The organism is Erythrobacter sp. SG61-1L (assembly GCF_001305965.1).
Taxonomy (GTDB): Bacteria; Pseudomonadota; Alphaproteobacteria; order Sphingomonadales; family Sphingomonadaceae; genus Andeanibacterium.
Genome location: NZ_JXQC01000003.1, coordinates 2,143,921 through 2,166,481 on the forward strand (window position 1 = coordinate 2,143,921; position 22,561 = coordinate 2,166,481).

25 protein-coding genes and 1 tRNA gene are annotated in these 22,561 nt (G+C 63.7%); 11 read left to right on the forward strand and 15 right to left on the reverse strand.

The window, feature by feature from the left end:
* The first annotated feature begins 102 nt into the window (after positions 1 to 102).
* Positions 103 to 573 (forward strand): DUF2924 domain-containing protein, encoded by a 471-nt coding sequence (locus SZ64_RS10540; protein WP_082384543.1) that lies wholly within the window; start codon positions 103 to 105, stop codon positions 571 to 573.
* A complete protein-coding gene (locus SZ64_RS10545; RefSeq protein WP_199797073.1) occupies positions 570 to 2,171 on the forward strand; it encodes a recombinase family protein in 1,602 nt (533 codons plus the stop codon). The genes SZ64_RS10540 and SZ64_RS10545 overlap by 4 nt, the downstream gene beginning before the upstream one ends.
* Before the next feature lie 428 nt (positions 2,172 to 2,599).
* On the opposite strand, the gene SZ64_RS10550 is transcribed toward SZ64_RS10545, so the two are convergent.
* A tRNA-Ser gene (locus SZ64_RS10550) sits at positions 2,600 to 2,690 on the reverse strand.
* Positions 2,691 to 2,778: 88 nt separating this feature from the next.
* Here SZ64_RS10550 and SZ64_RS10555 point away from each other — a divergent pair.
* The 3 genes from SZ64_RS10555 (at position 2,779) to SZ64_RS18610 (ending at position 4,749) form a co-directional block, all read left to right on the forward strand.
* Positions 2,779 to 3,180: a metallopeptidase family protein gene (locus tag SZ64_RS10555; protein WP_054530788.1), complete on the forward strand. Its 402-nt coding sequence runs from the start codon at positions 2,779 to 2,781 to the stop codon at positions 3,178 to 3,180.
* Between the two features lie 125 nt (positions 3,181 to 3,305).
* On the forward strand, positions 3,306 to 4,325 hold the full coding sequence (locus tag SZ64_RS10560) for a peptidylprolyl isomerase (protein WP_054530789.1): 1,020 nt from the start codon (positions 3,306 to 3,308) through the stop codon (positions 4,323 to 4,325).
* Between the two features lie 106 nt (positions 4,326 to 4,431).
* Complete coding sequence (locus SZ64_RS18610; protein WP_156313616.1) at positions 4,432 to 4,749, forward strand: DUF1905 domain-containing protein; 318 nt, start codon at positions 4,432 to 4,434, stop codon at positions 4,747 to 4,749.
* 321 nt (positions 4,750 to 5,070) lie between these two features.
* Here the strand turns inward: SZ64_RS18610 and SZ64_RS10570 are convergent, their stop codons facing one another.
* Both SZ64_RS10570 and SZ64_RS10575 read right to left on the reverse strand, forming a co-directional pair.
* Positions 5,071 to 7,155, reverse strand: a complete 2,085-nt coding sequence (locus tag SZ64_RS10570; protein ID WP_054530791.1) for a bifunctional (p)ppGpp synthetase/guanosine-3',5'-bis(diphosphate) 3'-pyrophosphohydrolase — start codon at positions 7,153 to 7,155, stop codon at positions 5,071 to 5,073.
* Between the two features lie 83 nt (positions 7,156 to 7,238).
* The gene (locus SZ64_RS10575; RefSeq protein WP_054530792.1) at positions 7,239 to 9,158 is read right to left on the reverse strand and encodes a M1 family metallopeptidase; all 1,920 of its coding nucleotides are present in this window, start codon (positions 9,156 to 9,158) and stop codon (positions 7,239 to 7,241) included.
* Positions 9,159 to 9,288: 130 nt separating this feature from the next.
* Between SZ64_RS10575 and SZ64_RS10580 the strand changes: the two genes are divergently transcribed.
* Entirely contained in the window at positions 9,289 to 10,428 is a 1,140-nt protein-coding gene (locus SZ64_RS10580; protein ID WP_054530793.1) for an aminotransferase, read from the forward strand.
* Positions 10,429 to 10,563: 135 nt separating this feature from the next.
* A complete protein-coding gene (locus SZ64_RS10585) occupies positions 10,564 to 11,571 on the forward strand; it encodes a hypothetical protein (RefSeq protein WP_156313617.1) in 1,008 nt (335 codons plus the stop codon).
* A 99-nt stretch (positions 11,572 to 11,670) separates the two neighbouring features.
* On the opposite strand, the gene SZ64_RS10590 is transcribed toward SZ64_RS10585, so the two are convergent.
* Together SZ64_RS10590 and hemF are read right to left on the reverse strand one after the other, a co-directional pair.
* A complete protein-coding gene (locus tag SZ64_RS10590) occupies positions 11,671 to 12,099 on the reverse strand; it encodes a heme-binding protein (protein ID WP_054532196.1) in 429 nt (142 codons plus the stop codon).
* Positions 12,100 to 12,104: 5 nt separating this feature from the next.
* Positions 12,105 to 12,962, reverse strand: a complete 858-nt coding sequence (gene hemF, locus SZ64_RS10595) for an oxygen-dependent coproporphyrinogen oxidase (RefSeq protein WP_054530795.1) — start codon at positions 12,960 to 12,962, stop codon at positions 12,105 to 12,107.
* Positions 12,963 to 13,110: 148 nt separating this feature from the next.
* Here hemF and pdeM point away from each other — a divergent pair, with 148 nt between their 5' ends.
* The 3 genes from pdeM (at position 13,111) to SZ64_RS10610 (ending at position 16,058) form a co-directional block, all read left to right on the forward strand.
* Complete coding sequence (pdeM, locus tag SZ64_RS10600) at positions 13,111 to 13,815, forward strand: ligase-associated DNA damage response endonuclease PdeM (RefSeq protein ID WP_054530796.1); 705 nt, start codon at positions 13,111 to 13,113, stop codon at positions 13,813 to 13,815.
* 118 nt (positions 13,816 to 13,933) lie between these two features.
* Positions 13,934 to 14,455, forward strand: a complete 522-nt coding sequence (gene infC, locus SZ64_RS10605; protein ID WP_054530797.1) for a translation initiation factor IF-3 — start codon at positions 13,934 to 13,936, stop codon at positions 14,453 to 14,455.
* Positions 14,456 to 14,645: 190 nt separating this feature from the next.
* Entirely contained in the window at positions 14,646 to 16,058 is a 1,413-nt protein-coding gene (locus SZ64_RS10610; protein ID WP_241773024.1) for a DASS family sodium-coupled anion symporter, read from the forward strand.
* A gap of 21 nt (positions 16,059 to 16,079) precedes the next feature.
* Here the strand turns inward: SZ64_RS10610 and SZ64_RS10615 are convergent, their stop codons facing one another.
* Positions 16,080 to 16,613, reverse strand: a complete 534-nt coding sequence (locus tag SZ64_RS10615; protein ID WP_054530799.1) for a J domain-containing protein — start codon at positions 16,611 to 16,613, stop codon at positions 16,080 to 16,082.
* Positions 16,614 to 16,758: 145 nt separating this feature from the next.
* Between SZ64_RS10615 and SZ64_RS10620 the strand changes: the two genes are divergently transcribed.
* Positions 16,759 to 16,974 (forward strand): hypothetical protein, encoded by a 216-nt coding sequence (locus SZ64_RS10620; protein ID WP_054530800.1) that lies wholly within the window; start codon positions 16,759 to 16,761, stop codon positions 16,972 to 16,974.
* On the opposite strand, the gene pal is transcribed toward SZ64_RS10620, so the two are convergent.
* From pal to SZ64_RS10665, 9 genes are all read right to left on the reverse strand, one after another.
* A complete protein-coding gene (gene pal, locus SZ64_RS10625) occupies positions 16,971 to 17,492 on the reverse strand; it encodes a peptidoglycan-associated lipoprotein Pal (protein WP_054530801.1) in 522 nt (173 codons plus the stop codon). The genes SZ64_RS10620 and pal overlap by 4 nt on opposite strands.
* 63 nt (positions 17,493 to 17,555) lie before the next feature.
* Positions 17,556 to 18,944, reverse strand: a complete 1,389-nt coding sequence (gene tolB / locus SZ64_RS10630) for a Tol-Pal system beta propeller repeat protein TolB (RefSeq protein ID WP_054530802.1) — start codon at positions 18,942 to 18,944, stop codon at positions 17,556 to 17,558.
* Complete coding sequence (locus tag SZ64_RS18615; protein WP_054530803.1) at positions 18,944 to 19,819, reverse strand: hypothetical protein; 876 nt, start codon at positions 19,817 to 19,819, stop codon at positions 18,944 to 18,946. The genes tolB and SZ64_RS18615 overlap by 1 nt, the downstream gene beginning before the upstream one ends.
* Before the next feature lie 9 nt (positions 19,820 to 19,828).
* A complete protein-coding gene (locus SZ64_RS10640; RefSeq protein ID WP_054530804.1) occupies positions 19,829 to 20,284 on the reverse strand; it encodes a biopolymer transporter ExbD in 456 nt (151 codons plus the stop codon).
* Complete coding sequence (tolQ, locus tag SZ64_RS10645; RefSeq protein ID WP_054530805.1) at positions 20,284 to 20,985, reverse strand: protein TolQ; 702 nt, start codon at positions 20,983 to 20,985, stop codon at positions 20,284 to 20,286. The genes SZ64_RS10640 and tolQ overlap by 1 nt, the downstream gene beginning before the upstream one ends.
* Positions 20,982 to 21,452 (reverse strand): YbgC/FadM family acyl-CoA thioesterase, encoded by a 471-nt coding sequence (locus SZ64_RS10650; RefSeq protein ID WP_054530806.1) that lies wholly within the window; start codon positions 21,450 to 21,452, stop codon positions 20,982 to 20,984. Before SZ64_RS10650 ends, tolQ begins: the two co-directional genes overlap by 4 nt.
* A gap of 88 nt (positions 21,453 to 21,540) precedes the next feature.
* Positions 21,541 to 21,918, reverse strand: coding sequence for a histidine triad nucleotide-binding protein (locus tag SZ64_RS10655; protein WP_054532197.1), 378 nt, complete (start codon positions 21,916 to 21,918; stop codon positions 21,541 to 21,543).
* Positions 21,918 to 22,232, reverse strand: a complete 315-nt coding sequence (locus tag SZ64_RS10660) for a phosphoribosyl-ATP diphosphatase (protein WP_054530807.1) — start codon at positions 22,230 to 22,232, stop codon at positions 21,918 to 21,920. The genes SZ64_RS10655 and SZ64_RS10660 overlap by 1 nt, the downstream gene beginning before the upstream one ends.
* Before the next feature lie 63 nt (positions 22,233 to 22,295).
* Positions 22,296 to 22,493: a hypothetical protein gene (locus SZ64_RS10665; RefSeq protein WP_054530808.1), complete on the reverse strand. Its 198-nt coding sequence runs from the start codon at positions 22,491 to 22,493 to the stop codon at positions 22,296 to 22,298.
* Positions 22,494 to 22,561: the final 68 nt, after the last annotated feature.

The window sequence follows — 22,561 nt, forward strand, 5'->3', positions numbered from 1 at the left end:
GCAGAATATACTGGATATTGGTCTGTTGTGACGCTTGTGTCGCCTCAAGCCCGCCTCGCGCGGGCCTCCTTGGTAGGGCCATCCAACCGGGGAGACTTCTTGATGCAATACACACCAGCATCCCGCGAGCTGCAGCGGTCTGCGTCATCGCCAATCCAAAACCGCGGCGCCCGACTTGTCGAGACGCTCGCTGCCATCGAGATTATGGACCTCGATCAGCTGCGGGCATTGTGGGCACAGCATTTCGGAACGCCCCCATCGCTGCGCTCGGTTGACCTGATGCGGCTTGTCCTGGGCTGGCGACTACAGGCACGGACCTATGGTGGGATCGATGCCTCAATGAGACGCAAGTTGAAGCGCAAGACAATGATCGAAGCAGGCAACATCGACCTTGCTGTGGGAACAACACTTACCCGCGAATGGCAGGGCAAGACCTACGAGATCGAAGTCCTCGAAGGAGGGTTCGACTGGGAAGGCGAGACCTATCCCAGCCTCAGCGCCGTTGCATCTGCAATCACAGGAACGCGCTGGAACGGACCGAGGTTCTTCGGCCTGCGCGGCGGCAAGCCATGAATATGAAGCGCAAGGTGTTCCGCTGCGCGCTCTATACTCGCAAATCGAGCGATGAAGGCCTCGATCAGGAATTCAACAGCCTCGATGCGCAACGCGAAGCAAGCGAAGCTTATGTAGCAAGCCAGACACATGAAGGCTGGCGCATGATTCCCACGCGCTACGACGACGGCGGCTATTCAGGCGGGAGTATGGATCGCCCCGCTCTCCAACACCTCCTCTCCGACATTGCGGCGGGCAAGGTCGATGTCGTGGTGGTCTACAAGATAGACCGCCTCACCCGCTCGCTCGCCGACTTCGCGCGCATGGTCGAGCTGTTTGACAAGCACGAGGTCAGCTTTGTCAGCGTGACCCAGAGCTTCAACACCACGAGCAGCATGGGCCGCCTCACCTTGAACGTCCTGCTGTCTTTCGCCCAGTTCGAGCGCGAAGTGACCGGCGAGCGCATTCGCGACAAGATCGCCGCCTCCAAGGCCAAGGGCATGTGGATGGGCGGCATTCTTCCGCTGGGCTATGACCTGCCTAAAGACAAGTCACGTATCTTGGCCCTGAACGAGGAAGAGGCCGAAACGGTACGCCTGATCTTTCGTCAATATCTCAAGCTCGGCTCGGTGCACGCGCTCGAAGGCTGGCTCGATGCAAGGGGCATCCGCTCAAAACGCTGGATCTCTGCCTCTGGCAGCATCGTAGGGGGAATCCCGTTCAGCCGCGGCGCGCTCTATCACCTCCTGAGGAACGAGACCTATCTTGGCCTCATTCGCCACAAGGGCAAACTGCACTCGGCAGAACACCCCCCGATCCTCGACAAGGCGCTGTTCAACAAAGTCCAGCGCGCGCTCGATACGGGACGCAGGCGTCATGCCGAGCGACGGACGCCCGAAGAGCGTGCTCCGCTGGCTGGGCGGATATTCGATTGCCTGGGTGAGCCCATGTCGCCCACCATCTCGCGCGGCAAGCAGGGCAGGTATTACCGCTACTATGTCTCAAGCTCGCTGCAGAAGGGCAGGAGTGCACCTGCGGCACACGATCATGGCGAGCGCGTGATCCGGCGCATCTCCGCCGACGCGCTCGAAAGCCAGCTGGCGCTCCTCTTCGCCAGGCTGCTACCGAAGCACGCCAGTGATGCGCTCGACCTGCCCAGCCGGATCGAGGTGCATGGGGACGCGATCCATCTCACTCTCCTCAAATCCAGATGCACCGGGATCCAGGGTCGGCTTACCGCCGACGAGCGGATCGAGGCGGACCTTACCGATCCATCTTCGGTGCGGCTCATAGCCGCGATCCGCATCCGCAATCGCCGCGGGCGCACCGAGATCCGTTCCAGTACCATCCGGACAACCAGGCGCGATCCAGTCCTTATCGGGGCTCTCCAGCGCGCCCACTCGATGATCGATCTTGATACCCGCCATCTTCCGGTCTGCCGCAACTCGCCCGGCACCCAATATGGCCGCCGCCTCATCCGCCTCGCGTTCCTCGCGCCCGACCTCCAGCAGGCAATCCTCGAAGGGACGCAGCCTGCCGACCTCACGCTCGATCACCTCATCGCCACGCCGGTCCCAATCGACTGGGCCGCGCAGCGCCTGCTCTTCGAGCATGTGTGAGAGCAGCGTCGGGAGACAATCTCCCAGTGCTGAGGCCCACAAATTATCCGGACATAGGTGATTTATCCATATAATACACCTCTGGTTGACACTCAAATTGAGAGGGGTTTTTTGTCAACCTGCTGGATGCGAAGGGCACTGAAGAAATGGCCCAATCATGCGGCATTGCGAGTGGGGCACTGTAGACCCTGTCAACCTCGTGACAACCACGCGTCAACCTCAAGCCGCAGGCTCGCTGTCCCTCCGCAAACTGGCCAAACCGTAGTTCTCCGCTGACACCGAAATGCGCGCGCATCACGTGGAGGGGGTGCCTCTCAGCTTTGGGAAGAGCCGGCCGATCTCCACCACGGATTGATCAACGCTCTCCCGCAGGTTTGCGCGCCTGGCGCAAAACCGTGGGAGTATGGGGGATTCCGGGGTCGGGTATTTGGCGGAGCGGGAGGGATTCGAACCCTCGATACGCTTTTGACGTATACTCACTTTCCAGGCGAGCGCCTTCGACCACTCGGCCACCGCTCCGCATGCCTGACGGAAGGCGGGCCGATAGCGCGGGTCGCGCGGTTGGGCAAGCTTGCAGATGGGCACCTTGGCGTTAAATCGACATTCCATGGAAAGACGCTTCGGATTTGCCCCCTCCGCCGAGGAGATGGAGGCCCTTGCCCGCGCCGCGCTGGAACGGCTTCCGGCGCAGTTTCGCGTGCATCTGGGCGATATCGTGCTGCGGGTGGAGGACTTTGCCGATGCCGAGACGCTGGCTGCGCTGGGCATCGAAGACCCGTTCGAACTGACCGGAATTTACGAGGGCCTGCCCCTTGGCGAGAAGAGCATCGGCCATTCCGGCACCATGCCAGACCGGATTCGCCTGTTCCGCAGCCCGATCCTGGACGAATGGATCGCGCGCGGGGACGAGACGCTGGAACATCTGGTGGCCCATGTGGTGATTCACGAGGTGGGGCACCATTTCGGCCTGTCGGACGAGGCAATGCATGCGCTGGAGGAAATGGTTTAGCCCTCCGCTTGTGCTGAGCCTGTCAAAGCACAGTCTTTGCCTCAGGGGTAAGCTGCCCTTGCACAAGCTCAGGGCGGACGGATATTGGCTTTCGGATATCGCGTGACAATGGCACTCTGTGCCCCATGAAACGCCTTGCCCCGCTCGCACTGCTTGCCCTCGCCCTGCCCGCGTCGGCCGAGGAGGCCGTGACGCCCACTTCCATCGTGGCGGCGGCGCCAGCGGCGGACTGGATTGCGATCGATCCTGCTGACCTGATGGTGATGGAGCTTGCATCCGATCGCGACGGGAATGCCCGGCGGGTGGTGATCCAGCTGATGCCCGCGCCGTTCAGCCAGGGCTGGGTCGGCAATATCCGCAAGCTGGCGGCGGCGCATTGGTGGGACGGGACGAGCGTCTACCGGGTGCAGGACAATTACGTCGTCCAGTGGGGCGATGTGACGGAGGAGAAAGCCCTGCCGGATGGGCTGAAGGTAGTGCCAGAGAGTGAGTATGTGCAGCCCTTTGGCTCGGTGGAAACCACTTATCGTATAGAGGATGAGGAACCCGTCAGCTCCGAGCATTACCTGCGGCTCAAGCCGGGCACCGATGCGGAACGGGTTGTAGTGACCTCGATCGGGACCGATGTCTACGCCACCGGGACGCTCTTCCTTGACGGCTGGCCGCTGGGACTTGAACCTCACCAGCAGGCCGAGGATATTAGCTGGCCGGATTTGGGGCTCTCGGTCTGGCCCGTCCATTGCTACGGCATGGTCGGCGTCGCGCGCGATCTCGAAAGCACCGGAACCGGCAGCGATCTCTATGTCGTGATCGGCCATGCCCCGCGCCAGCTGGACCGGAACATCGCGCTGGTGGGCAGGGTGATCGAGGGGATCGAGCATCTTTCCAGCCTGCCGCGCGGGCATGGCGAGTTGGGCTTCTATGCTGACGATGAGGCGGACAAGCGGGTGCCGATCCTGTCGGTGCGGATCGGGGCGGAAGTGCGCGATCTGCCGCGGTTCGAATATCTCTCGACCGACAGCGGAAGCTTCGCCGACTATGCCAATTCCCGCGCCAACCGGCAGGACGATTTCTACAAGGTCCCAGCGGGCGGCGCCGATATCTGCAATGTGCCGGTGCCCATCCGGCGGGTGGTGGCGCAATGATCTCCTGTTCGTCATTGCGAGCGAAGCGAAGCAATCCAGTGCAGTTGCGCGCTGGGCCGTGGATTGCTTCGCGGCATTGCCGCTCGCAATGACGAAGGGACGAACCATGAGCGAGATCGTCCGCTTCGCAGCGCCGCTGCTCCACTGGGAATTGGGCGACTTTGCCGGGCTGGGCTATGTCAGCATCACTGGCGAGGCCGAGGAGGCAATCCGGGGGCATGAACTGATGCGGCGGCTGGAGCTGGGCAAGAGGCGCGGCTTCGGGTCGGTGAAAGTGAATGTCAGCCTTGGTGACAGCCGCTGGTCCACCTCTGTCTTCCCGCAGAAGGAAGGCGGCTGGTTCCTGCCGGTCAAGAAGGCGATTCAGCGCGCCGAAGGGCTGGAGGAAGGGGACCTGCTCGAGATCGAGCTGGAGCTGCTTTAGCGCAGCCTGTTCGTGATGAGCGGCCATCGTTCGTCATTGCGAGCAACAAAGCCGCGCGGCAATCCATGGCGGCTGCACGTCGGGTCTGGATTGCGTCGCCGCTGCGCTCCTCGCAATGACGAGATGAAGTGCATAGCGGCGGGGTGGACAACCCGCCTGTCCCACTCACCCACACCCGCTCATCCTGAGCTTGTCGAAGGACATGCGCGGGCCTTCGATCCAGGCGCAGTCAAGGTGGCCTCAAGAGGCAGCCGTTCCGCGTGTCCTTCGACAGGCTCAGGATGGGCGGAGGAAAGTGGTTTGGGGGAGGTGTTGCTCCCCCTAGATACGGCTGGCTTCCGCCAGCGCGTCGCTGGCGCGCAAGGCACTGAGGATGCGGGTCAGGTGGGCCAGATCTTGCACTTCGAGGTCCACTTCGTAAGTGTGGAACGGATCGTCGCGCTGGGAGAGGACGAGGTTCATCACATTGGCGTGGTTCTTGGCGAAGATGCCCGCCACTTCGGCCAGAGTACCGGGGCGGTTGTAGAGCACCACGCGCACGCGGCCGGTGGCGCCTTGGGAGCGTTCGCCCCATGAGAGGTCCACCCAGTCCGCATCCACGCCGCTGGCCAGTTCGAGGCAGTCGATCGTGTGGACTTCCACCACTTCGCCCGGATGGCGCAGGCCCACGATGCGGTCGCCCGGCACGGGGTGGCAGCATTCGGCCATCTTGAAGCCCACGCCCGGTGTCAGGCCGCGGATGGAGATCGCGCGTTCCTGCTTTTCCGGCTCGGGCATGTCGGCGGTGCTGCCGGGCACCAGCGCTTCCATCACTTCGCGATCTTTGATCTTGGCCGCGCCGATGGCGTACATCAGCTCGTCCTCGTCCTCCAGGCCCAGCCGGTCCACCGCGGCGCGGATCGCCTTCTTGCCGATCTTGGCGGGCAGACGGTCGGCAATATGGTCGAACAATTTGTGGCCGATGGAGGCGATTTCCGCGCGTTCCTTGGCGCGCACGGCGCGGCGGATGGAAGCGCGGGCCTTGCCGGTGACGACGAAGCCCAGCCAGGAAAGCTGCGGTTCGGAATGGCTGCCCTTGATGATCTCCACCACGTCGCCATTATGCAGTTCCGTCCGTAGCGGCATGTGGCGGCCGTTGATCTTGGCACCCACTGCCTGCGCGCCCAGATCGGTATGGACGGCAAAGGCGAAGTCCACCGGCGTTGCCCCCTTGGGCAGCTGGAACAGCGCGCCCTTGGGCGTGAAGGCGAAGATGCGGTCCTGATAGATCGCCAGCTTCGTGTTTTCGAGCAATTCGTCGGCATCGTGGCTGGCATCCACGATCTCGATCAGGTCGCGCAGCCAGCCCACCTGCCCGTCAGGCCGGGCGCCGCCCTGCTTGTAGGCCCAGTGGGCGGCCAGGCCGAATTCGTTGAGCCGGTGCATCTCGCGCGTGCGGACCTGCACTTCCATGCGCATGGAATTTTCGTAGATCAGCGAGGTATGCAGCGAACGATAGCCGTTCGACTTCGGCGTGGAGATGTAATCCTTGTAGCGGCCGGGGATGAACTGCCAGGTGGTGTGCAGCACGCCCAATGCGCGATAGCAGTCTTCCACGCTTTCGGTCAGCACGCGGAAGGCCATGATGTCGGTGATCTGTTCAAAGCTCACATGGCGTTCGGCCATCTTCTTCCAGATCGAATAAGGGTGCTTCTCGCGCCCCCATACTTCCACTTTCAGTCCGGCTTCGGCCAGTGCCTGCTTGATGGCCAGCGCGATGTCATCGACCTGCCCGCCTTCCTGGCTGCGGATCTGCGCCAGCCGCCCGGTGATGGTGGCATAGGCTTCCGGCTCCAGCTGTTCGAAGGCGAGCAACTGCATCTCGCGCATATATTCATACATGCCCACCCGCTCTGCCAGCGGGGCATAGATATCCATCGTCTCGCGCGCGATGCGCATGCGCTTTTCGGGCGATTTGATGAAATGCAGCGTGCGCATATTGTGCAGCCGGTCCGCCAGCTTCACCAGCAGCACGCGCAGATCCTCGCTCATCGCGAGGAGGAATTTGCGCAGGTTTTCCGCCGCCCGCTCGTCCTCGGGCATCTGCTCGATCTTGGAGAGCTTGGTGACGCCGTCCACCAGCCGGGCGACGTCGGGGCCGAAATTCTTCTCGATATCCTCGATCGTGGCGAGCGTATCTTCCACCGTATCGTGGAGCAGCGCGGTGATGATCGTTTCCTGATCGAGCTTCAGGTCGGTCATCAAACCGGCGACTTCTACCGGATGGGAGAAATAGGGGTCCCCACTGGCGCGCTTCTGCGAGCCGTGTTTCTGCACGGTATAGACATAGGCGCGGTTAAGCAGCGCCTCATCGGCATCCGGGGCGTAATCCTTAACCCGCTCAACAAGTTCGTACTGACGCAGCATTGTGCTTCCCAAATGGGGGCAAGACCCCCCACATTGCAACGGGAAAGCGCTCGAGTGGGAAAGCTATTCCAATGCGGCGGGCGTCAGGCGGGCTTCCCGACCACTGCGTCCACCGCGCCCTGCGTCACCGCGTGATAGCCCGAACGGGTCTTGGCATAGATGCGCTTGGCAATCGGCTGGCCCCAGCTGCCCTGCTTCATCAGCGCGGCAAAGAGCGGTTTGACGAACTTGGTCCGGCCCACGCTGGAGAGGAATTTCTCCGCCGCCGGCACTGCCGGATCGTAACGGTTGTTCAGTGCCAGTTCGAGCCAGGCGAACAGGATTTCCTTATTGCCGGACTTCGAAAGCCCCAGCGAGGAATCCAGCGCGGCCAGCTTTGCCGCGTCCAGCTTGGCCGGAACCTTGGACAGGAAACGCAGCCGTTCCGCCGTGGTCCAGCTGCCCCATGCCTTGGCATCGGGCGTGCCGCTGGTGCGATAGGCTTCGGCGGCCTTGTCCACATCGGCAAAGGCGGATGCCGGCGGGCGCAGGACGTTGGAGGGCAGGCCGGGCTTGTAGACCCAGTCATCCAGCATCAGCTTCTTTTCCATCTCGGCATCGCCGTTCACCAGATGGGCGCGCATATCGTCCAGCAGCATGGCGGAAGTGGCGGGCTGGAAGGCGTGCTTGTCAAACCAGTTGCGCAACCAGGCGTCGAACTTCTCGCGCCCCACGATGCCCTCCACCGTGCGCATGAAAGTGGCGCCCTTGTCATAGATGATGCCGGAATTGCCGCCATCGGGCACGCCCAGTTCCGGCGAGAGGTGCAGCGCGGTGATCGGCGCATTCATGCCTTCTTCGGCCAGCGCCTTTTCCATTTCGGCATAGCTCAGCGCGGCTTCCTGCTGAGCGCGCTTCGTGCCGTAGAGTTCCTCCACGATGCGGTTTTCGAAATAGGAAGTGATCCCCTCGTTCAGCCAGCTGTCGGACCAGTTGGCATTGGTGACCAGATTGCCCGACCAGCTATGCGCCAGTTCATGCGCCACCAGCCCCGTCAGGCTGCGGTCGCCCGCGATGAAAGTGGGCGTCAGGAAGGTCATGGTGGGGTTTTCCATGCCGCCATAGGGGAAGCTGGGCGGCAGCACGATCATCTCGTAGCGGCCCCAGCGATAGGGGCCGTATAGCTTCTCCGCCGCTTCCACCATCTTCTCCGTATCGGAAAGCTCCGCCGCGGCGGCATCCAGCATGGACGGTTCGGTCCATACGCCGGTGCGGGGGCCGAGTTCGCGATAGGCCAGATCGCCCGCCGCGATGGCAATCAGGTAAGGCGCCACCGGCTTGTCCATGCGGAAGCGGAAGGCGCGGCGATTATCGCCCACATCCTCCGGCTCACCCACGCGCAGGGCGGACATCACCACGGTCAGCGGCTTGGGCGCAGTGATCCGCGCTTCCCAGCTCTGGCGGATGCCCGGGCTGTCCTGCGTGGGAATCCAGCTGCGGTTGAGCGTGGCCTGCCCCTGGCTGAGGAGATAGGGCTGCTTGCCGCCCGCCGTCTGTTCCGGCGCCAGCCATTGCAGCGCCTCCGCATCGGGCGCGGCGGAATAGCCGATGGTGATCTTGCGCGCCTTGCCGATCGTGACGGTGACCGGCTCGCCCTTGCCTTCCACCTTCTCGCCCACGGTGAAGGGCAGGTCCGCCCCGCTCTCATCGGTGATCTTTGCGATCTTCAGCCCGTTGCTGTCGAGTACGATGGTATCGGCATCGGGCTTGGCCAGAATGTCCAGCGTGGCGGTGCCGCTCACTGTCTTCGCCGCGAAGTCCAGCGCAAGGTCCAGCGCCACATGCGTCACCCGCGCCACTTCGGGCTGGGCGAAAGTTGCCGGGTCCACTGCATCCTCGCTGGTGAGGATGGGGGAAACGATCGCTTCCTCTGCCGGCTTGTCCGCCCCGCCCGAACAGGCGGCGGCAAACAGCGAAAGGGGCAGCGAGAGAGACAGCAGGAACGGCTTGAGCGCGGCGCGCATCGGATTCTCCGGGCAGGGATCGGGGGAACTGGTTTCGTTTAACACCAATTCCACGATTAAGGGTCACTCGTCAAATCCGCTCCGCTCTGGCCGCTTGCGGGCTGCCGCAACGCGCTCCACAAGGCAGGCGATGAGCAACGCGGCTTCCACCACCATCTTCGAACGCATGTCGGCCCTCGCGCGGGAAACCGGCGCGATCAATCTCGGCCAGGGCTTCCCGGACAAGGAACATGCGCCCGAACTGCTGGAAGCCGCCCGGCGCGCGCTGGTGGAGAAATCGAACCAGTACCCGCCCATGCGCGGGCTGGCCGAACTGCGCCGCGCGGTTTGCGATTATTATTTGCGCGAACAGGGGCTGGAAGTCGCGGAAGAGGAAGTGGTGGTCACTTCCGGCGCGACCGAGGCGCTGGCCGCCAGCATCCTCGCCCTGATCCAGCCGGGGGACGAGGCGATCCTGCTGCAGCCCTGTTATGACGCCTATCTGCCGCTGATCGAGCGGGCGGGCGGCACGGCAAGGCTGCTCAATCTGGTGCCGCCGCACTGGACGATCCCGATGGAGGAACTGGAAGAGGCCATCACGGATCGCACGAAGCTGATCATCCTTAACACGCCCAACAACCCCACCGGCACGATCACGCCGCGCGCGGAGCTGGAGCGGCTCGGCACGATCTGCGAAACGCACGATCTGGCGCTGCTGTGCGACGAAGTGTGGGAAGGCATGATCTTCGACCGTACGCCGCATGTCTCCCCCCTCGCCATCCCGGCGCTGCGTAACCGGGCGATCAAGATCGGATCGGCAGGCAAGATCTTCTCCCTCACCGGCTGGAAGATCGGCTGGGCCGTGGCCGCGCCGGCGCTGGCCAATGCCATTGCCGCGCAGCACCAGTTCCTCACCTTCACCACCGCCACGCCGCTGCAATGGGCCGTGGCCGAAGGGCTGGCCCTGCCCCACCAATGGCACGAAGCCCATCGCGCCCAATATGGCGCCAGCCGCCGCCGTCTGGTGGAAGGGCTGGAGGCGGCGGGCTATGCGGTGCTGCCTTCCAGCGGCACATGGTTCGTCACCATAGACCTCGCCGCATCGGGCCTGCCCGCCGATGACGAGCAGATGGCCGAACGCCTGATCCGCGAGGCAGGCGTGGTGACCATCCCCGTCTCCGCCTTCTACCACGACACCAAGGAAAAAGGCTTCCTGCGCTTCTGCTTCGCCAAACAGGACGCGACATTGGACGAGGCGCTGGAACGGCTCACCCGGTTCCGCGCAGGCTGAGCGAAATGGCCAGCATCCATCGCAAGGCCGTCGTCCTGATCCGTCTGAAAACGGACCAACGCGTAAGTACCATCACGTGCTCTCAGACGGTGGAGTTTAGCCTGGCCTAAAGGTTTGGAACTTAGGTTCAGGGGCATGGATAAACCGGCACCTCAGCTCCGCTTCGCATGGAAGCCCATGCTCGTTCAGAGCCAGATCGTGGGCATTCTCGTCCTGGCGCAGTTCCAGTTGCATATGTGGTCAGATATGAAGCCGGCGCCCACTACGCCTGACAAGGCGATCCTGTACTTCCTGCTGTTCGCCGGGCTGAATTTCACAGTGATGTTCGCGGGTGACCGGCTTGCTCGTAAGGTCGGCTGGTGGACACGCGGCGTATATATGGGGCTTGGCGCGACAGCCGCCAGCGTGGCCCATGCCGTGGCGCTCGCACCGGCGGCTTACGTCCTGGCGTTCCGCGAGGGGACATTGTTTGCCCTTTTGCTCGTGCCGATCCTCATCGGGGCAGCAACGGCTTTCCTGATGCATAAGAGCCTGGGATATGCCGCAGAAGGAGATGACCCCCACGCCCTGTTTCAGAAAGTGAACGGAGCCACTGATTCAGGCGCAGTTTATGACATCGGTTCGGCCGAATATTATGACGGCCCCTTGCAGATACGCACTTCCGCGACTGCCGCCCTCATCGCCGCCTTTACCGGTTCCGCGCTATACGTGTTCATCACGCTGATAAGCCTGACAGACGGCGTGCTCCCGGCAGGCGCCCTTCCCCCTCTGTTCACGCAGAGCCCGATCCTCGCCGCGCTGTTCGGCATCTGCGGCACTGCGGCGCCGTTCTATGTCTTTATCCGCCGTTCACATGCCTTTCTGCAGAAGCGCGGAAAGGACAGCCTCAAGTCCTATGCCCTTGCCGGAATCTTTGTCCCGCTCGGTTTCGCACTCGCTCTGCTAGCTCTGATGGGCCCCTTCGGCATAATCCTCGTGCTGCCGTGGATATTGCCCTCGGTCGCGGCGATGGCCACGTACCATCGCCTCGCCGGCTTCGAGCCGCTCGACCTGCCGGGAGACATCGAGGTTCGCGATCCCCGCGCCATGCTGCCCGCCGACCACATACGACGCCGCGTCAGACGGGTTGTCCGGGCAGATTGATCGGGAACTGTGGCAGCAGGGGCTGCGCAATGCGCAGAAGACCATTGGGCAGAGACTTTAACGTCTCCACCCATTAAGGCCGCCAGCTCCGCAATTCGCTCAGTTCTTCGCCTTCAGCCCTACCGCCGCAAGGCCCGCCAGCGCGCAGGCCTCGTCATTGTCGGACGTATCGCCGGTAATGCCGATGGCGCCCACGACCACGCCGTCCGCATCGCAGGCGATCACGCCGCCCGCTGCCGGGACCATGCCGCCTTCGCCCATCGTATCGACCGAGGCGATGAAGTGCGGGCGTTCCAGCGCCATATCGCCGATGGTGCGGCTCGATACGCCCAACGCCAGCGCGCCTGCCGCCTTGCCGGTTGCCAGCTTCACCCGCATGTTCGATGCCCCGTCCTGACGCTGGCAGGCGATCATGTGCCCGCCCGCATCCAGCACCACCACGGTCAGCGGCTTGAGCGCCAGTTCGGTGCCCTTGGTAAGAGCGGCTTCGATCATGGCATTGGCCTGGGCCAGGTCGATACGGTGCATGCAGGTCAGCTCCACTTCACTTCGGGGGGAAGGCTCATCAGAATGGCGTCGATATTGCCGCCGGTCCGCAGGCCGAACAATGTGCCCCGGTCATAGACCAGGTTGAATTCCACATAGCGGCCCCGCCATTCGAGCTGGGCCTGCTTTTCCGCCTCGCTGAATTCCATGCCCATGCGCTTGCGCACGATTCTGGGGAACACATCGAGGAACGCCTCGCCCACGTCGCGGGTGAAGGCGAAATTGCGTTCCCATTCGGCCAGATCCGCGCATTCGAGGTGATCGTAGAAAATCCCGCCCACGCCGCGCGCCACATTGCGATGGGGAATGAAGAAATAGTCATCCGCCCACTTCTTGAACTTCTCGTAATAGGTCGGGTTATGGCCCGCGCAGGCCGCGCGGAAGGCGGCGTGGAAGGCTTCGGTATCTTCCTCGTAGGGGATCGGCGGGTTGAGGTCCGCCCCTCCGCCGAACCACGCCTTGCTGGTGGTGAGGAAGCGGGTGTTCATGTGCACGGCCGGGACATGCGGATTGGCCATATGGGCCACAAGGCTGATGCCCGTGGCGGTGAAGCCGGGATCGTCCTCGCTCGCGCCATTGATCGTCTGGGCGAAGCCGGGGGCGAAATTGCCGGAGACGGTGGAGACGTTGACGCCCACCTTCTCGAACACCTTGCCCTTCATCTGACCGCGCACGCCGCCGCCGCCTTCGGTGCCGTCAGAGGTCTCGCGGTCCCACGGCGTATATTCGAAACTGGCATCGCTGCCCGCCTCGCGCTCGATCGCCTCGAAGGCGGCGCAAATGCGGTCGCGCAGGCTTTCGAACCATTCGCGGGATTGGGCGGTCTGAGGGGTCCAGTCGGTCATAACAAAATCCGTTCGTCCTGAGCCTGTCGAAGGACCGCTTTTCTCTCCGGCCAAAGAAAGACCACCCTTCGACAAGCTCAGGGCCGGCGGTTCACTTGCAGGCAAACGCCCCCTTGCCAAACCCGCCGCCCCACGGCAAGGCACTGCCATGGTTCCTCTTTCGTTCCAGCCCAGTGCATTCTCTGGCGAGGAATTCGTGCTGGTCGATGGGCGCGCGCTTTACTGGCCGCGCGAACAGGCTCTGCTGGTGGCCGATCTGCATCTGGAAAAGGCCAGCTTCTATGCAAGCCACGGCCAGATGCTGCCCCCCTATGACAGCCGCGAAACGCTCGGTCGCCTCGCACAGGCGATCCGCGCCACCGGCGCCCGCCGGGTCTTCACCCTGGGGGACAATTTCCATGACGATGGCGGCGCCCTTCGGCTGGAACCCCATGCGGCGGGCATGCTGGATGCACTGACCCGCGCGGTGGACTGGGTGTGGATCACCGGGAATCACGATTCGCAGCTTCAGGGCAAGGATGGCGGCACTCTGGCGGAGGAACTGGAAGTGTCCGGCATCATCTTGCGCCATCAGGCCCTGCCCGGAGAGGTGCGGGCGGAACTTTCCGGCCATTTCCACCCCAAGTTCAAACTCACCGCGCGCGGCCGTTCGATCAGCCGCCCTTGCGCCGTGGTGGGATCGTCCCCATCTGGGGCTGGACGGATGATACTGCCCGCTTTCGGCGCGTTGACGGGGGGTATGGACGCCGCCGATCCTGCGATCCTTGAGGCCATGCAGCCCGCGAGCAGAGTGGATGCACTGGTGCCCACGAAGGAGCGCTTGCTGCAATTCCCGCTCTGGCGCGCAGGATAGCTCCGAATTCCGCACCAGCCCCCTTTCGCTGGCGGAAGAATCCCATTAAGACGCGCGCTTCGAAAACCTAGACGAAACGATTACAGGAGACCGCACAATAGCACGTCCTCCCCGGCGAATGCTGACGCCCCCCGTGAAAAGCGGGCCGCGCTTCGACAATTTCATCCAGTCCGACAAAGTTCGCGTCATTGACGAGAACGGTGAGAATCTGGGTGTGATGTATACGAGCGAGGCAATCGAACAGGCAGCCGATGTCGGCCTGAACCTGGTCGAGGTGTCGCCCAATGCGGATCCGCCAGTCTGCAAGTTCCTCGATGTGGGCAAGTACCGCTACGAGGCGCAGAAGAAGGCGAATGCTGCGCGCAAGACGCAGAAGACGCAGGAAATCAAAGAAATCAAGATGCGCCCCAACATCGACACGCATGATTATGACGTGAAGATGCGCAACGTGAACAAGTTCCTGCTGGAAGGCGACAAGGTGAAGATCACCCTGCGCTTCCGTGGCCGTGAAATGAGCCACCAGGAACTGGGCATGAACCTGCTCAAGCGGGTGCAGGAAGATGTGGTGGAGATCGCCAAGATCGAAGCCTATCCCCGGCTTGAAGGCCGCCAGATGCTGATGGTGCTGGCGCCGAAATAAGCGCCCGCCATTCCGGCAAACACGCAAGGGCGTGCCGCAAGGCGCGCCTTTTTGCGTTTCGGGGATAGTGCGGGCCGAACGAGGCAACGCCGCCCTGCCCGAACGCCAGACTTCTTGCCATGGCCCGTGCCGAAGCTAGTGTCGGTGCACGGAGAGGCGGAGGGGGCAGAAATTGGCGGAAAACCGTATCTTGTCGGCGAAACATATCGGTCTTCTGGCCGGGATCGCCGGTTTCCTGCTTACCCTGATTCTGCCTGCCCCCGCCGGCATGTCCGCGCAGGCGTGGACCGTTGCCGGCCTTACCGTGTGGATGGCGGCATGGTGGATGACGGAGGCGGTGCCGCTTACCGCCACTGCGCTGCTGCCCTTCGTCGTCCTGCCCTTTGCCGGCGTGATGAACGCCAACCAGACCGCGTCAGCCTATTATTCGCCGATCCTGTTCCTGATTCTGGGCGGGGCATTCCTTGCGCTGGCGATCGAGCGCACGCGGCTACACCGGCGGCTGGCGCTGGCCATCCTTGCGCGGGTCAGTTCACGCGGCGGCAGTACGCAATTGCTGCTGGCCTTCATGATTTCCGCCGCCGTTCTGTCCATGGTGATTTCCAACACCTCCACCGCGCTCATCATGATGCCTATGGCGCTGGCCGTGCTGGATGGCGGCGGCGCGGAAGCTGACGACCGCGAGGGGCTCTCGGGCGCCCTGCCCATGGGCATTGCCTTTGCCGCCTCCATCGGCGGGCTGGGCACCATCGTGGGCAGCCCCACCAATGCGATTGCCGTGGGCCTGCTGGAAAAATCCATCGGGCTGGACATCAGCTTTGCCGCGTGGAGCCTTTACGGCATGCCCATCGTGCTGCTGGGCATCCCGCTGGCTGCCTTCATCATCGCCCGCGTGCAGAAAACGGCGCAGCATCCGTTCGACATTGCCGCCGCCCGCGCCGCGATAGCCTGCCCGCCAGAATGGTCGCAGCCGGAAAAGCGGCTCGTGCCGGTCATTGCCCTCGCCTTCCTCGCATGGATGGCCCAGCCTTGGCTGGAAACCCTGCTGCCCAAGGGATCGCTGACCGATGGGACCATCGGCGTGATCGCGGGCCTCAGCCTGTTCCTCATCCCCGACGGCACCGGCCGCCCGCTGCTGGTGTGGAGCGAGGCGGATCGCGCGCCCTGGGGCGTCATCATGATGTTCGGCGGCGGGCTGGCGCTGGCCGCCGGAATGACCGAATCCGGCCTTGCCGACTGGCTGGGCCAGTCCCTGCTGCCGCTTTCCAGCGTGCCGCTGCTGGTAGTGGCATTGGCGGTGGTGGCCATGGTGATCGTCATCACCGAATTTGCCAGCAATGTCGCCACGGCCAGCGGGATCATCCCCGTGGTGGCCAGCCTGATCGTCGCGCTGGGCGCAGATCCGGTGCTGCTGGCCGTTCCCGCCGCCATGGCCGCCAGTTGGGGCTTCATGCTGCCTGCGGGAACAGGCCCCAATGCCATCGCCTGGGCGACAGGCCGCATCCGCCTGCCCCGCATGGTGGGCGCGGGCATTGCGCTCGACGTGGCGGGCGCCGCCATGATCGTGCTGGTAGTGTGGGGCGTGGCCGCGCTGGCAGGCTGACGCGCGGGCCGGAAAGGCCGTTCAGCCCTTCCAGGTCCGCCGTTCTTCCGCCTGGCGCAGCACTTCGTAGGCCACCTGGAACGACTGGAAGGCTTTCGCGGCCTCCTCGTCGCCCGGGCGGACATCGGGATGCACTTCCTTGGCCCTTGCGCGCCATGCCTTCTTCACGGCCTCGAAATCGGCATCCGCTTCAAGGCCCAGCACTTCCAGCGCGCGCATCTCGTCGCTGCTGCGGCTGCCGTCGCCGGAGCCGGCCCAGCCATAGTGCGATGCCTCGGCATAGCCCGAATTGGCGCGCTGCTCGCTCTTGGCGCGGGCCTGTGCCTCTTCCTCGTCCAGCCCTTCGAAATAATTCCACTTGGAATTGTATTCGGCGGCATGCTGCTGGCAGAAATACCAGCGATCCGGGCTGTTGGGCGATTTGGGCGCCGGGCAATTGCCTGGCTCGTTGCAGCCGTGCCGGTCGCACAGGCGCACAGTCGTCGCCTCGCGCGAGCTGCCATAGCCGCGCCAGCGGGGAAAGCCCCAGTCGAGCGTTCGTTTCGCGCGGCTCATAAAGAGAAATCCTTGACCATCCGCCAGACATAGGCGCTCGCCCCCGCCCCTGCAAAGGGATCAAGCGCGACACTTTGAGACAATTGCTGCGTTGCAAAAAGAATTCGGGGAACTAACCGGGGATCGGAGGAGTTACCCCAGCACCGTGAGCAAGCAACTCGCCCTTTCCGCAGCCTTCTCCATCTTCGCGATGGCGGCTTTTGCGCTTTGCACCACCCCTTCCGCATTCGATGCGGATGCCGGGGCACTTGGTGCAATCGCCGTGCGGGAAAGCATTGCGGGCGCTCCGATCGAAATCGAAGCGCCCGCCAATCTGCTGCAGCTGCCGGAAATTCCGGCGCTGCAATTTGTCGCCGATTAGTCGATCGTGATCGTGGCGGCGCGGCGGTTCTGCGCCCATGCCGCTTCGTTGGAGCCGAGCGCGACCGGGCGTTCCTTGCCATAGCTGACGACGGACAGGCGCGAAGCGTCGACACCGATGCTGACAAGATAGTTCTTGGCCGCATTGGCCCGGCGCTCGCCCAGTGCGATGTTGTAATCGCGCGTGCCGCGTTCGTCGCAATGGCCTTCGATCGTGGCGCGCTTGGCCGGGTAACGCTTCAGCCATTCAGCCTGAGCGCGCAGGGCGGCCATGTCGGTTGCGTCGATGTCGAACTTGTCCGTGTCGAAATAGACGACGTTGCGGCCCTGCATCTGCGCCATGAAATCCGCATTGCTGCCGGGGATCGGGCCAGTCGGCGTCGGGGCCGGGGTAGGAGCCGGGGCGGCAGTTTCAACAGTGGCGGGCTGCGGGGGAAGCTGTTCGGGTGCAGCGGTCTTGCTGCAGCCGGCGAGCGCGATTGCGCCGGCGAGGGCTGCGACGGAAACGAGACGTTGCATATTCGCTCTCCTTCGAAAGGGCCAACGGGGGGAGTTAGCCGGTAAAATCCTAATGTATCACTTTTACGGCAATACCGGACCCCATGCCGGGTCGGAAGCCCCAACAGGCGTCGGCAGGCGGCGTTCGTTGCGGCCGGTCAGGTCCACCTGCCAGAGCGACGCATCGCCGGAGTTACGCGCATTGCGGAAGAACTGCACGATGCGGCCATTGGGCGCCCAGGTGGGAGCCTCGTCCTGCCAGCTATCGGTCAGGTGGCGCAGGTTGCGGCCATCGGGCGACATCACCGCGATGCGGAAATTGCCGACGATATGCGTGAAGGCGATCTGATCGCCGCGCGGGCTCCATTCCGGCGTGGCCGCACGACCGCCGAAGAAAGTGATGCGCTTCTGGTTCGAGCCATCGGCATTCATCACATAGACCTGCTGGGTGCCCGAACGGTCGCTCTCGAACACGATCCGGCTGCCGTCGGGCGAATAGGAACCGCCCACATCGATGCCGGGGCTGTCGGTCAGCCGCTCGCTCTGCCCGCCTTCGGCGCGGATGCGATAGATGTCGGTATTGCCGCCCACCGCCATGGAATAGAGAATCCACTTGCCATCCGGCGACCAGCGCGGGGCAAAAGTGGGGTTGGTGCTGCGGGTGACAAGGTGCTGCTTACCCGTGCCGATGTCATAGATGTAGATGCTGGGATTGCCGTTCAGATAGCTGAGATAGACGATCTGCTTGTAATCCGGCGAATAACGCGGGGTAAGCGCAGTTGCCTGCCCATTGGTGATGAAGCGGTGGTTCGCGCCATCGGAATCCATGATAGCCAGCCGCTTGATGCGGTGATCCTTGGGGCCGGTTTCGGCGATATAGGCGATCTTGCTGTCGAAGAAGGGGCTTTCGCCCGACAGGCGCGAATAGACGAGGTCGGCGCATTTATGCGCGGCGCGGCGCCAGTCACTGGGCGGAACCACCCAGCCTTCACGCACTAGTTCGTCCTTCAGGGTGATGTCATAGAGATAGCAGCCCACGGTAAGCCGCCCGTCGCCGCCCGCACGGACATAGCCATGCACCAGCATTTCCGCGCTGCGCGACTGCCAGACGGACCATTTCGGCGATGTGATATCCGGATATTCCGGGCGCGGCAGGGCATCGGGGCCAACCGGGCGGAACAGGCCGTTGTTCTTCAGGTCCGCCGTGATCACCCGCGCCAGTTCCCGGCCCAGCGCGGCAGTGCCTTCCGTATTGGCCGCCGTGGGCACATTGGCGTTGGTGGCGAAGGACGGGATGGCGATCCCAAGATCCTGCCACGCGCCCTCATAGGTGGTCGAACCGGTGAGACCGCCGCCGTCCTCGTCACGTACGTCGCTAGATTCAAGAGCGCCTTGTGGCTGCGCCAATGACGTATCTTGCGCCATCACCGGCACACTGAATGCGAAGAAAAGAGCGACAAGCCCGTTTTTCATTACTGAGGTGTCCACTTAAACTCCCAGTCCTTAATGCGCTTCCAAGCGTTGTAATATTCTCTTGGCAGCTTGAATGGGGCCGCCAATTGCACAGCTCGAATTGCCAACTCCGCATGACGTGCTGCCTGCGCACGGTTGGTGTCGTTTATGCCTGTCTGCCTGAATGTCGGACGACCTTTGAGGCTTCCATCTGGGTTAAGCTCAAAAGTCAGATAGGTCTTGAGCTGCTCTGCGTCCGCTCCTGAAGGAGGCTTCCAGTAAGGTCGCAACTGACGGTCAATCGCCTGCTCCAGCGATGCCTTGGCACTCGCGCCGATCTGCGATGCGGGGATAAGCGCCTCCGCCTCGCCGGCGCCTGCACCAGCCAGGAAATTGTCGCCCAGACGGCTGCCACCGCCGGTCTTGACGGCCTGCGGCTGCGGCGGCTTGGGCGGCTGCTTGGCCGGGGCCGGAGTGGCCGGGCGCTGCTGTGCCGCGGGTGAAGGCTTCGGAGAGGGCTTTGGCGAAGGCTTTGGCTGGGCGCTCGGCTTAGGCGAAGGCTTGGGTGAAGGCTTCGCCTCCGGCTTCGGCTTGGGGCTGGGCTTCGGCTCGGGCCTGGGTTCCGGCACCGGGGCGGGCGGCGGAGCCAGTTCCTCTGCAATGGTCGATGCAACGGAGGCCTGCGCTTCCTGAGCGACTTGCGGCCCTTCGTTCACCAGCCCCACATCCTCGGTGAGGTTTACCGTCACGCGCGGTGGCGGGGGAATGATCACGGGCGCGCGCAAGGCATGGATCGTCAGGGCGACGATCAGCGCAAGATGCGCCGCGACCGCAATGATCAGGCCGATCAGTTCATCGCTGCGCAGGCGGAAACGGGGGCGGGAACGCGCGATCATGGCAAAACGCTATGGCGCCTCGACTGAACTGTTGGTGACCAGCGAAATCGAACCGAAGCCTGCATGGCTCAGTTCGCCCATCACTTCCATCACCCGGCCGTAATCCAGCGCCTTGTCGGCGCGCAGGGTCACCAGCGGCGGCTTGCCTTCCGCGTCGCGCGGAATATTCGCCAGCGCTGCTTCCAGCCCGCCCCGTTCGATCGGGCTTTCGTCCAGATAGACAGTGCCGTCATCGGCAATGGAAATGGTGATCTGGTCCTTCTCCTGCGACAGGGCATCGGCCCTGCTGTCAGGCAGATCCAGCGGCACGCCCGCCGTCAGCAGCGGGGCGGTGACCATGAAGATGATCAGCAGCACAAGCATCACGTCCACCAGCGGCGTGACGTTGATTTCCGCCATGGGCGCGCGGCGGCCGCGGCCGCGCCTGCGCCGCCCGGATGAAGAGGAGGCAACCCCCATCGACATCAGATGCGCTCCAGATCGCGGCTCAGCTTCGCGCCGAAGCGGTCGGCAAAGCGCTGCAGGCTCGCCTCGAACAGGCCAACCCGATTGCTGAAGCGGTTATAGGCAATCACGGCGGGAATGGCGGCGAACAGGCCGATGGCCGTGGCGAACAGGGCTTCCGAAATGCCGGGAGCAACCACGGCGAGCGAGGAATTCTGCTGCTGCCCGATCTGGAAGAAGCTGTTCATGATGCCCCAGACAGTGCCGAACAGGCCGACGAACGGCCCCACGGAACCGGTGGTGGCAAGGAAGTTCAGCCGGGCTGCCAGATTATCGGATTCCTCGGCCACCTGGCCTTCCATGGCCGTGGCCACGCGCTGGCGCACGCCTTCACGGTCAAAACCCGGACGCGCGGTGGACTTGCGGAACTCGCCCAGACCGGCAGCGGCGATGGCGGCGGACGGCACCTGCTGGCGGCGGCGTTCGCCCAGCAATGCCTCCGGATTGTCGAGCGTGAGGAATTCCGCCTCGAAATCCTCGCAGCGGCGCTTGAGCGATCCCATGCGCAGGCTGAACGAGACGATGATGGTCCACACCCACATGCTGGCAAGCAGCAGGCCGCCCATCACCACCTGCACCACGATGTCGGCATCGAGGAAAAGCTGGATCGGATCGAGGCGGCTGGGCGCGGTGGAAGCGGCCAGGAAAGCAAGCTGGGTCATGCGGTTCCTTCTGGAGCAAGCAGGGGGGCAAAGGCATCGCGCCAGGCGGCCGGCTGGCGGCGCGGGCGGCCTTCGGGGGAAACGAAACCGACGCGGACATCCGCCTCGGCAAGCAGAACATCGTGGCGGAAGGCCTTCTGGCGCAGGGTGACGCTGGCCGCGCCGAGATCGAGTGCGTGGCTTTCGATCCGCACTGCATCGTCCAGCCGGGCCGGCGCTGCATAGCGGATATTCAGCCCCGCCACGGCATAGACGCCCTCGCCCGATTCCTGCGCGGCGCGCTGGTCGATCCCCAGCAGGCGCAGCATGTCGGACCGGGCGCGTTCGAACCAGCGCAGGTAATTGGCGTGATAGACGATGCCGGACAGGTCGGTATCCTCATAATACACGCGCACGGCAAACAGGTGGCGCCACCTGCCGTCCGGGCCTTCGAAACGGCCAGTGTGGGGTTCGATCTCAGTTACCATGCTCTCCCGCACCGGTTTAACCTCTTGCCGACTCGCTCGGCAAGAACGGCTTTTTTACATTGCGGGATGAACCGTTGATGGCCCGCGATCAGCGGACGAGCATCGGCCCCAATGGCTGCCCACCGAACAGGTGGACATGCAGATGCGGCACTTCCTGTCCGCCATGGGCGCCCAGATTGGCCAGCAGGCGATAGCCCGGCTGCACCAGATCCAGCTCGCGCGCGACATGGCCCACGGCACGCACGAAGCCGGCGATTTCCTCTGCCCCGGCGCGGGCGGAAAAATCGTCCCAGCTGACATAGGCGCCCTTGGGGATCACCAGCACGTGAACCGGCGCCTGCGGCGCGATGTCGTGGAAAGCGAGTGCCCATTCATCTTCGAAGACGGTGCGGTTGGGGATTTCCCCGCGCAGAATCTTCGCGAAAATGTTCTGGTCGTCATACGGCAGGGTGGCGTCGATGGGCATCATTCGCTCCGCGAGGCTTTTTCAACGAGGCCGGACGTGCCTTCCCGCCGGTCAAGCTCGGCCATGATGGCAGAAAGCGGCACCTGCTTTTCGGCCAGCAGCACCATCAGGTGGAACAGCACGTCGGCCGCTTCGCCCACCAGTTCTTCCTCGCTGCCGGAAAGGGCGGCGATCACCGTCTCCACCGCTTCCTCGCCCAGCTTGCGCGCGATCACGGGCAGGCCGCGTGCGTGGAGCTTGGCGACATAGCTGGAATCGGGCGAGGCGCCCATGCGCTGGGCGATGGTCTGTTCGAGGCGAATGAGCGTGTCCATGGCCACGCGACATGGACAGGGCGCGCGGCCCGGTCAAGCGTTTGGGGCAGGTGGCAGGCGGACTTACCGCTCCTCGGGCCCCTTTTCGCGATCCTTGGGCCGCATTGCGCCCTTGCGCCCGATTATCACGCCCAGAATGCCCAGCGCGAACAGGGTCAGCGCAGAGCCCTCCGGCACGGCTGCCCCGTCACTGGCCAGCACAGGCGCAGCAACACAGAGCGCGGGCAGCATCGAAAACAGGCGGGCAGCAAGTCGTTTCATCGGAAATATTAACGCAAGCCACGTGCCATCGCCCGGCATTCGGCCTGCAAGGCGCGATTTCTTGGTTA

What these genes read in the sequence shown, in the direction of transcription:
- SZ64_RS10540 (WP_082384543.1), top strand. Translation starts at nt 103, where the DNA reads ATGCAATACACACCAGCATCCCGCGAGCTGCAGCGGTCTGCGTCATCG.
- SZ64_RS10545 (WP_199797073.1), top strand. Translation starts at nt 570, where the DNA reads ATGAATATGAAGCGCAAGGTGTTCCGCTGCGCGCTCTATACTCGCAAA.
- SZ64_RS10555 (WP_054530788.1), top strand. Translation starts at nt 2,779, where the DNA reads ATGGAAAGACGCTTCGGATTTGCCCCCTCCGCCGAGGAGATGGAGGCC.
- SZ64_RS10560 (WP_054530789.1), top strand. Translation starts at nt 3,306, where the DNA reads ATGAAACGCCTTGCCCCGCTCGCACTGCTTGCCCTCGCCCTGCCCGCG.
- SZ64_RS18610 (WP_156313616.1), top strand. Translation starts at nt 4,432, where the DNA reads ATGAGCGAGATCGTCCGCTTCGCAGCGCCGCTGCTCCACTGGGAATTG.
- SZ64_RS10570 (WP_054530791.1), bottom strand. Translation starts at nt 7,155, where the DNA reads ATGCTGCGTCAGTACGAACTTGTTGAGCGGGTTAAGGATTACGCCCCG.
- SZ64_RS10575 (WP_054530792.1), bottom strand. Translation starts at nt 9,158, where the DNA reads ATGCGCGCCGCGCTCAAGCCGTTCCTGCTGTCTCTCTCGCTGCCCCTT.
- SZ64_RS10580 (WP_054530793.1), top strand. Translation starts at nt 9,289, where the DNA reads ATGAGCAACGCGGCTTCCACCACCATCTTCGAACGCATGTCGGCCCTC.
- SZ64_RS10585 (WP_156313617.1), top strand. Translation starts at nt 10,564, where the DNA reads ATGGATAAACCGGCACCTCAGCTCCGCTTCGCATGGAAGCCCATGCTC.
- SZ64_RS10590 (WP_054532196.1), bottom strand. Translation starts at nt 12,099, where the DNA reads ATGCACCGTATCGACCTGGCCCAGGCCAATGCCATGATCGAAGCCGCT.
- hemF (WP_054530795.1), bottom strand. Translation starts at nt 12,962, where the DNA reads ATGACCGACTGGACCCCTCAGACCGCCCAATCCCGCGAATGGTTCGAA.
- pdeM (WP_054530796.1), top strand. Translation starts at nt 13,111, where the DNA reads ATGGTTCCTCTTTCGTTCCAGCCCAGTGCATTCTCTGGCGAGGAATTC.
- infC (WP_054530797.1), top strand. Translation starts at nt 13,934, where the DNA reads ATGCTGACGCCCCCCGTGAAAAGCGGGCCGCGCTTCGACAATTTCATC.
- SZ64_RS10615 (WP_054530799.1), bottom strand. Translation starts at nt 16,613, where the DNA reads ATGAGCCGCGCGAAACGAACGCTCGACTGGGGCTTTCCCCGCTGGCGC.
- pal (WP_054530801.1), bottom strand. Translation starts at nt 17,492, where the DNA reads ATGCAACGTCTCGTTTCCGTCGCAGCCCTCGCCGGCGCAATCGCGCTC.
- tolB (WP_054530802.1), bottom strand. Translation starts at nt 18,944, where the DNA reads ATGAAAAACGGGCTTGTCGCTCTTTTCTTCGCATTCAGTGTGCCGGTG.
- SZ64_RS18615 (WP_054530803.1), bottom strand. Translation starts at nt 19,819, where the DNA reads ATGATCGCGCGTTCCCGCCCCCGTTTCCGCCTGCGCAGCGATGAACTG.
- SZ64_RS10640 (WP_054530804.1), bottom strand. Translation starts at nt 20,284, where the DNA reads ATGTCGATGGGGGTTGCCTCCTCTTCATCCGGGCGGCGCAGGCGCGGC.
- tolQ (WP_054530805.1), bottom strand. Translation starts at nt 20,985, where the DNA reads ATGACCCAGCTTGCTTTCCTGGCCGCTTCCACCGCGCCCAGCCGCCTC.
- SZ64_RS10650 (WP_054530806.1), bottom strand. Translation starts at nt 21,452, where the DNA reads ATGGTAACTGAGATCGAACCCCACACTGGCCGTTTCGAAGGCCCGGAC.
- SZ64_RS10655 (WP_054532197.1), bottom strand. Translation starts at nt 21,918, where the DNA reads ATGCCCATCGACGCCACCCTGCCGTATGACGACCAGAACATTTTCGCG.
- SZ64_RS10660 (WP_054530807.1), bottom strand. Translation starts at nt 22,232, where the DNA reads ATGGACACGCTCATTCGCCTCGAACAGACCATCGCCCAGCGCATGGGC.
- SZ64_RS10665 (WP_054530808.1), bottom strand. Translation starts at nt 22,493, where the DNA reads ATGAAACGACTTGCTGCCCGCCTGTTTTCGATGCTGCCCGCGCTCTGT.